This is a genomic window from Variovorax boronicumulans NBRC 103145 (genome assembly GCF_001591345.1).
Classification (GTDB): Bacteria; Pseudomonadota; Gammaproteobacteria; order Burkholderiales; family Burkholderiaceae_C; genus Variovorax; species Variovorax boronicumulans.
In genome coordinates, this window is sequence record NZ_BCUS01000187.1 from 1 (window position 1) to 7910 (window position 7910).

A 7910-nucleotide genomic window follows, 5' to 3' on the forward strand; every position below is an offset into this window, starting at 1 on the left:
GTGACCAGGAAGGTGCTGCCCTTGCCCGGCGAACTCACCACCTGGATGTCGCCGCCCATGAGCCCGGCCAGCCGGCGGCACAGCGCCAGCCCCAGGCCGGTGCCGCCGAAGCGCCGCGCGATGCTGCTGTCGGCCTGCGTGAAGGGCTCGAACAGCGCCTTCTGCTGCGCCGCCGTCATGCCGATGCCGGTGTCGCTCACGCCGATCACCACCGGCGAGGCGGGGTCGGCATCGTCTTTCAGGTAGACCTCGAGCAGCACGTCGCCGGTGTCGGTGAACTTGATCGCGTTGCTCAGCAGGTTCATGAGCAGCTGGCGCAAGCGCGTCGGGTCGCCGAGGTGGTGCGGGGCGAGGGCATCGTCGATCACGCAATCGAGCGCCAGGCGCTTGGCCTGCGCCAGCGGCGTGAAGACCGCGATCACCTGCCGCGCCGTGTCCGCGAGGTCGAAGCGGATCGACTCCAGCCGCATCTGGTCCGACTCGATCTTCGAGAAGTCGAGGATGTCGTTGATGATGCCCAGCAGCGCGGTCGACGACGACGTCACGGCGCCGAGCCGCTCGTTCTGCGCGGCCGACAGCGGTGAGCGCTGCAGCAGCTCGAGGTTGCCCATGATCGCGTTGAGCGGCGTGCGGATCTCGTGGCTCATCATGGCTAGGAAGGCCGACTTCGCATGGTTGGCCTGGTGCGCGGCCTCGCGCGCGCTTTCGAGTGCACGCTCGGCGTTCTTGCGCGTCGTGATGTCGGAGAAGTTGCACAGCAGCACGTCGCTGCCCTGGTACTTGGTGCGCACCACGCTCACGAGCAGCTCGGTGACCTCGCCGCTGGCCAGCGTCACGGGCAGCTCCAGGTCGGGCAGCCATTCGGGAGCGCCGGGGGCATCGTCGTACAGGCGCAGCAGGCGCTGCGGCAACGATGGGTCTTCGGGCCGCGCGTTGTCGGTGCAGGCCTGCATCACCTGGTTCTGCAGCAGCACCTCGCCCGAGGGATAGCGCAGCAGCGCCAGGCCCGAGGGCGTGGTCGCGACCATGGTGCGGTTGAGGTTCTCGCTCTCCACGATGCGCTGGGAGCGCGCATAGCCGGGCCGGAACACCTTGCGGTCGAGCAGGAGCAGCGCGGCCCAGACGAAGGCGATGAGCAGCAGCATGGCGCCCGCATAGAGCGCCAGCCGCAGGCCCAGCTCGGACGCGATGGTGCGCCACGAAAAGGCGTATAGGTAGGTCCAGTTGGCATCGGCGATCGGGGCGCGCAGCGTGAAGAGGCCGTCGCGGTACTGCAGCGTGGCGCCGTTCGCGGCCAGCGATGGCTGCGAGAGCTGCAGCGCGCGCGCCTGCAGGCCCTCGGTGCCACTGGGGCCGTGCGTCTCGGCGATCACCCGGCCCGACGGGTCCACGAACATCGAGGCCTCGTCGTGGCGCTCGTTCGACAGGTGCGCGGTGATGATGTCCAGCGGGTAGTCGTTCACCAGCACGACGAAGGGCTTGCCGTCGTGGAAGCCGGGCTGTGCCAGCCGCAGCACCGTCTCGCCGGTGAAGGGGCTCACGGCCGGCGGCAGCCACACGGCGGTGCCGCTGTCGCGCAGGCGGGCGACGACGGCCGGGTCGCTCAGGTCGCCGAGCTCGGGCGGCGCGATGCGCTGGAGCAGGTCTTCGGTGGTGCGTGCGCCGTGGCGTTCGAACAGGTCGGCTGCGGCGGGGGCCGGCACCACGGCCAGAAAGCGCAGGTCGGGCGCGTAGAAGTAGCTGGAGTGCAGCGTCAGCGTCTTCGTGTAGGCCGCCGAGCGGTAGCCGACCTCTTCGGCCAGCCCGAGGTATTGCGCGAAGCTGCCGGCCGGGCGCTGCGCCGAGAGGTCGCCCAGCAGCAGCATCGGCGGGAAGTCCTTGTTGCTGGGCAGCACCAGCCGGCCGTCGTGCGCGGCGAAGGCGTCGACCAGCGACTGCGGCGCGCGTGCGCGCCGCTCCCAGGCGCCTTCCTCGTGAAAGATGTTGATCCGCGCCGAGCCCTGGCGCACGAAGAGTTCGAGGTGCAGCAGCGCCTTGCGCGCATTGAACTCGGCCTGCCGCTCGGCCACGTAGTCGCGCACCTGTGACGAGAGCATCACGCCGGTGGCGGCCAGCAGCACGAGCGAGGTGACGGCGCCGCCCACGTACAGCAGCGCGCGCTGGTAGCGGTTCAGCAGGCTGATCACACCGCGTGGGGTGGCGCGCGAAGCGCCGAAGCCGAAGAAACGCGGGAGATCGCTGGGCATCATGGCATCCGTGTGAGCGGTGCGGGCAGGAAGAAGATGCCCGCGATGGTAGGGCACTGCCGCGCGCGCGGGCGCACCGCGGGAGCGAGCGCGATGCACGCCTGCGGGGCGCAACGGGCGATCGCTGTATCAAGAAATGTCGACATTGGTGCAAACACCGTAGTTGACAGATCGTTTGTCGCAGACCATCGGCGGCCAGATCGCGAGCCGGACGGGCAGGCCGGATGGCACGCAATTTGCACAAGGCACGCCATGACAGCCAGCTCGCCGCGCACCTCCGCCAAGACCCCCAAGGTCACCCGCATCGACCGCGACAACGACAGCACCGTGCAGTCGCTCACGCGTGCCATGCAGCTGCTCGAACTCCTGGCCGAGGATGACGAAGGCTTCCGGCTGGTCGACATCGCGGCGCACACGGGCCTGTCGTCGTCCACCGCGCACCGGCTGCTCACCACGCTCGAGCAGCGGCGCTTCGTGCAGTTCGATCGCGAGACCAACCTCTGGTACGTGGGCGTGCGCTGCTTCTCGGTGGGCGCGGCCTTCGGGCGCCGCCGCCGCATCGCGCACCTGGCGCTGCCGGTGATGCGCCGGCTGCGCGACAGCACCGGCGAGAGCATCAATCTGGGCATTGCCGACCTGGGCGACATCGTGTTCGTCACGCAGGTCGAGAGCCGCGAACTCATGCGCGCCATTGGCAAGCCGGGCTTCCGTGCGCCGCTGCATGGCACCGCGATGGGGCAGGCGATCCTGGCGGCGATGTCGGAAGACGACGTGCTGCAGTACCTGCGCACCTACGGCCTGCCCAAACTCACCAACAACACGATCGCGCGCGCCTCGCGGCTGCACGAAACGCTGGGCGAAGTGCGCCGCGCGGGCCATGCGATCGACGACGAGCAGAATGCCGTCGGCCTGCGCTGCATTGCCGCCGCCATCCGCGACGAGCATGGCCAGCCCTTCGGCGCGATCTCGCTGGTCGGCCCGACGCAGCGCATCAAGAGCACCGACTTCCCGCACCTGGGCGCCACCGTGCGCGCCGCCGCCGACGAGATCACCGCCGCCTACGGCGGTCGCGCCCGCTGAGGCGCGTGCATTCCACTGGCGCAGCGCGCCAAGTGCTTGATTCCTAAGCCGTTTTTCCGACCGTCCCGCGCAGCGGGATAGTCCGCTGCGCGCGTGCGGCGCGCGCTCCAATGGCTTGCCCTTCAACCGCACCTCCTTGCACAAAACCATGAAAACATTGCTTCCACAGCACGGCATCAGCCGAACGCTGACGCGGGTTTGCGACTGGACCGTGATCGCCTGCGGCTGGTGGCTGATCGCGCTGTCCGTCATGACCTGCGTCGAAATGCTCGGCCGCAAGGTGTTCTCGTTCAGCCTGCAGGGCATCGACGAGATCGGCTCCTACACCTACGGCATCGTCGGCGCCTTCGGCTTCGCCTACACGCTCATCACGCGCAGCCACACGCGGGTCGACTTCCTGCTGTCGCGCTTCTCGGTCGGCACGCGCGCGCTGCTCAACATGCTCGCGATGGTGAGCCTCGCACTGCTGTCGGTGCTGTGTCTCTGGCGCGGCTACAACGTGGTGGTCGAGAGCATCGAGCTGCAAAGCACGGCCGCCACGCCACTCGCCACGCCGATGTGGATTCCGCAATCGATCTGGCTCGGCGGCTACCTGATGTTCGCGCTGGTCGCCGCCTGGGCGGCCTTCGATGCACTGCAGCTGTTCGTGCGGCGCCGCACGGGCGAGCTCAACGAGCGCTTCGGTCCGCAGACGCTCGAGGAAGAGATCGAGGCCGAGACCGAGGTCCAGATCAAGAGCCCGGCGCAGGCGTCGACCGCGCATGCCGCCGCCAATGTCACCAACGCCACCGGAGTCGCCTCGTGATCGGGCCGCTCGAAATCCTGGCCGGCCTGGCCATCATGCTGGGCCTGATGTTCCTGGGCTTCCATGTCGCGACCACGATGCTGGTCGTCGGCCTGCTCGGGTCGCTGATCCACTTCGGCATGCCCGCCATCAACGCCGTCGGCGAGCAGCTCTGGGCCGCCGGCGAAGACTACCTACTGCTGTCGATCCCGCTGTACATCCTGCTGGGCGAGATCCTGATGCGCGGCGGCGCCACCGACAAGATGTACCAGTCGCTGGGCCAGTGGCTGAACCGCATGCCGGGCGGGCTGCTGCACACCAACATCGGCGCCTCGGCGCTGTTCTCGGCGGTGTCGGGTTCGTCGGTGGCCACCGCGGCCACCATCTCGACGGTTGCGCTGCCCGCCTTCAAGAACCGCAACTACGACCAGCGCATGGTGCTGGGCACCATCGCCGCCGGCGCCAGCCTGGGCAACCTGATTCCGCCCGGCGTGGCGTTCATCATCTACGGCTCGATGACCAACACCTCGGCGGCGCGGCTGTACATGGCCGGCATCCTGCCCGGCGCGATCATGACGGTGCTGTTCCTGCTCACGATCCTGGCGATCTGCGTGTGGCGCCCGTCGGTGGCGGGCATCCGCGAGGGCCGCACCGCGCTGGCGGAGAAGCTGCGCCACTCGGTGCACCTGCTGGGCCCGCTGGCCGTGTTCGCGGTGGTGATGGGCGGCATCTACACGGGCTGGGCCACCGTCACCGAAAGCGCGGCGCTGGGCGTGATCGTCTGCCTGCCCATCGCGGCGGGCTACCGCAAGTTGAATGTTTCGATGCTGCACGAGTGCTTCCGCTCGACCATGCGGCTCACCGCGATGACGGCGCTGATCTTGGTGGCGGCGCTGTACCTGAACTTCGTGCTCTCGATGCTGGGCGTGCCGCAGGCGCTGGCCAGCCTCATCAAGTCGGCCGACGTGTCGCCCATCATGCTGCTGTGGATGCTGGCGGCGCTGTACCTGGTGCTGGGCATCGCGCTGGAGACCATGCCGATGCTGGTCGGCACGCTGCCGGTGGTGTTCCCCATCGTGCAGGCCGCGGGCATCGACCCTGTGTTCTTCGGCGTCTTCATGGTGCTGATGTGCGAGATCTCGCTGATCAGCCCGCCGATCGGCATGACGCTGTACGTGATCCAGGGCGTGCGTGGCGAAGGCTCGATCAACGACGTGTTCCAGGGCACCTTGCCCTTCTTCGTCGCCATGGTCGTGATGACCGCGATCCTGATCCACAACCCCTGGATCGCGACCTACCTGCCGAACCTGCTGTTCGGCAAGTGACGGCACTTTTTTCTCCCGCTCTCGAATCACCTTTCAACCTTTCAAGGAGTCAGGCATGCAACTGAAATTCGTTCTCCCGCTGATCGCGGCCACCCTCGCGCTGGCACTGCCGGCGCATGCGGACAACGCCCGCCTGCGCGTGGCCGGCAACCTGGTGGCCACTGGGCTGATCCAGCAGACCAAGGAGCAACCCTTCTTCGAGAACTTCGCGAAGAACACGGGGCTGCCGATCGACGCCGACTACAAGCCGATGGACGTGCTGGGCGTGAAGGACGCCGACGGCCTGCGCGTGCTGAAGTCGGGCCTGTTCGACATCGTCACCCTGCGCCTGGCGCAGGTGTCGCGCGACGAGCCCTTCTTCCTTGGGCCCGACATCGTGGGCCTGTCGACCGACTACGAGGTGGCGCGCAAGGTGGTCGACGCCTACCGCGAGGCCTTCGACAAGCGGCTGCAGGAGCGCCACGGCGGCAAGCTGCTGGGCATCTATCCCTTCGGTCCGCAGGTGGTGTTCTGCAAGGTCGCGATCGGCGGCCTCGCGGACCTGAAGGGCAAGAAGGTGCGCGTGTACGACCAGTCGCTCGCCAAGTTCATCGAGAAGCTCGGCGGCATCCCCGTGACCATTCCCTTCGGCGAGACGCAGCAGGCGCTGGAGCGCGGCGTGACCGACTGCGCCATCACCGGCCCGAGCTCGGCCAACTCGGCGGGCTGGCCCGAGGTCACCACGCACTTCATGCCGATCGGCTTCCAGATCGCGCTCAATGCGTACGCGATCAACCTGCAGAAGTGGAGCGCGCTGAGCGCCGAGCAGAAGACGAAGCTCACCGACGCCTTCCGCAAGTTCGAGACCGAGGTGTGGGGCTACTCGAAGGAGCTGTTCGACGATGCGTCGCGCTGCAATGTCGGCAAGGAGCCGTGCAAGACCGTCAAGAAGTTCGCGATGAAGGACGTGCCGGTGAAGCCGGGCGACCAGCAGATGATCCGCGACGCGCTGACCACGGTGTCGCTGCCGATCTGGAGCGAACTCTGCGACAAGTCCTACGACAAGTGCTCGGCCACCTGGAAGCAGGTCGTCGGCCCGGTGGTCGGTCTCAAGTAGCCCGGTATGCCATCGCTCTGGCAACTCACCGCGACCGAGCTCGCCGCAGGCTTTCGCGATGCGGCGTTCACCCCGACCGACGCGCTGCATGCCTGCCTGCAGCGCAGCGCCGAGGTCAACCCGCGGCTGAACGCGCTCATCACGCTCGACAGCGAAGGCGCCACGCACGCCGCCGAGCAGAGCAGCGCGCGCTGGCGCAGCGGCCGGGCGCTGGGCGCGCTCGACGGCGTGCCCGTCACCATCAAGGACAACCTGCAGGTGCGCGGCCTGCCGACGCACTGGGGCAGCCGCGCGCTGGCCGGCGGTGTGGCCGAGCGCGACGAGCTGCCGGTAGCGAAGCTGCGCGAGGCCGGCGCCGTGATCTTCGGCAAGACCAACGTGCCCGAGTTCACGATGCAGGGTTACACCGACAACCCGGTGTTCGGCCCCACCGGCAACCCGTGGGACCCGGCGCTCACGCCCGGCGGTTCGTCGGGCGGCGCGGTGGCTCTGGTGGCCGCGGGCGGGTGTCCCATTGCGCTGGGCACCGACGGCGGCGGCTCCATCCGCCGGCCGGCCTCGCACACCAACCTGGTCGGCTTCAAGCCCTCGCGCGCCCGCGTGCCGCGCGGCGATGGGCTGCCGCCGATCTTCCTGGGCTTCGAGGTCGCGGGCCCGATTGCGCGCAGCGTGGCCGACGTGGCGGCCGTGATGCAGGTGATCGGCGACCGGCCGGTGGAGGAGGGCGCGGGCCCGCAACGCGCGCGCATCCTTTTCATTCCGCGCTTCGGCGATCACCCGGTCGATCCGCAGATCGCAGCGCTCACCGAAGCGGCCGCGCGGCACATGGCCGAACTCGGCCACGAGGTGACGACGGCGCAGGACTTCGGCATTGCCGAAGCGGTCAACCAGCGCTGGCCGCTGCTGGCGCAGGTCGGGCTGGCCTGGCTGGTGGCGCATCCACAGGAGCTGTCGAGCCGGCCCTTCGACGCATCGCTGTTCGGCCCCGCGATGCAGGCGAACGCCGAGAACGGCCGCAAGGCCAGCGCGAGCGAGCTGTTCGAGCTGCTGTACGAGGCCGAGCGGCTGCGCAACACGCTGGCGCAGCTGTTCGACCGCTACGACTTCCTGCTCACGCCCGCCGCCGCCGCACTGCCCTGGCCCGCTGGCGAGACGCATCCCACGCGCATCGACGGGCGCGAGGTCGGCCCGCGCGGCCATGCGGTGTTCGCCGGCTTCGCGAACGCCGTGGGCCTGCCCGCCATCGCGCTGCCCTGCGGCTTTGCGGGGCCGCTGCCGGTCGGCGTGCAGCTCGTGGCGCGCGAAGGGGCGGACGACGCCTTGCTCGCGCTCGCGCGCTCGTTCGAACAGGCCCATCCGTGGCGGCGCTTCCCCGCGTT

The 7910-nt window shown here is 68.9% G+C and carries 6 protein-coding genes; 5 read left to right on the top strand and 1 reads right to left on the bottom strand.

The features are described 5' to 3' along the window. Positions 1-2246, bottom strand: a 2246-nt coding sequence (locus VBO01S_RS33345) for a hybrid sensor histidine kinase/response regulator (RefSeq protein WP_255221242.1), incomplete at its 3' end; no start/stop codon positions are given. Positions 2247-2498: 252 nt separating this feature from the next. On the opposite strand from VBO01S_RS33345, the gene VBO01S_RS29920 reads away from it, so the two are divergent. From VBO01S_RS29920 to VBO01S_RS29940, 5 genes are all read left to right on the top strand, one after another. Further along, positions 2499-3326: an IclR family transcriptional regulator gene (locus tag VBO01S_RS29920; protein WP_062482460.1), complete on the top strand. Its 828-nt coding sequence runs from the start codon at positions 2499-2501 to the stop codon at positions 3324-3326. Positions 3327-3474: 148 nt separating this feature from the next. Next, a complete protein-coding gene (locus VBO01S_RS29925; RefSeq protein WP_062482463.1) occupies positions 3475-4131 on the top strand; it encodes a TRAP transporter small permease subunit in 657 nt (218 codons plus the stop codon). Beyond that, the gene (locus VBO01S_RS29930; RefSeq protein ID WP_062482466.1) at positions 4128-5435 is read left to right on the top strand and encodes a TRAP transporter large permease; all 1308 of its coding nucleotides are present in this window, start codon (positions 4128-4130) and stop codon (positions 5433-5435) included. Before VBO01S_RS29925 ends, VBO01S_RS29930 begins: the two co-directional genes overlap by 4 nt. 55 nt (positions 5436-5490) lie before the next feature. Beyond that, positions 5491-6531 carry a TRAP transporter substrate-binding protein gene (locus tag VBO01S_RS29935; protein ID WP_062482468.1) on the top strand — a complete coding sequence of 347 codons (1041 nt, stop codon included), beginning with the start codon at positions 5491-5493 and terminating at the stop codon, positions 6529-6531. A 6-nt stretch (positions 6532-6537) separates the two neighbouring features. Beyond that, a partial coding sequence (locus VBO01S_RS29940; RefSeq protein WP_062482470.1) for an amidase occupies positions 6538-7910 on the top strand: 1373 nt, incomplete at its 3' end.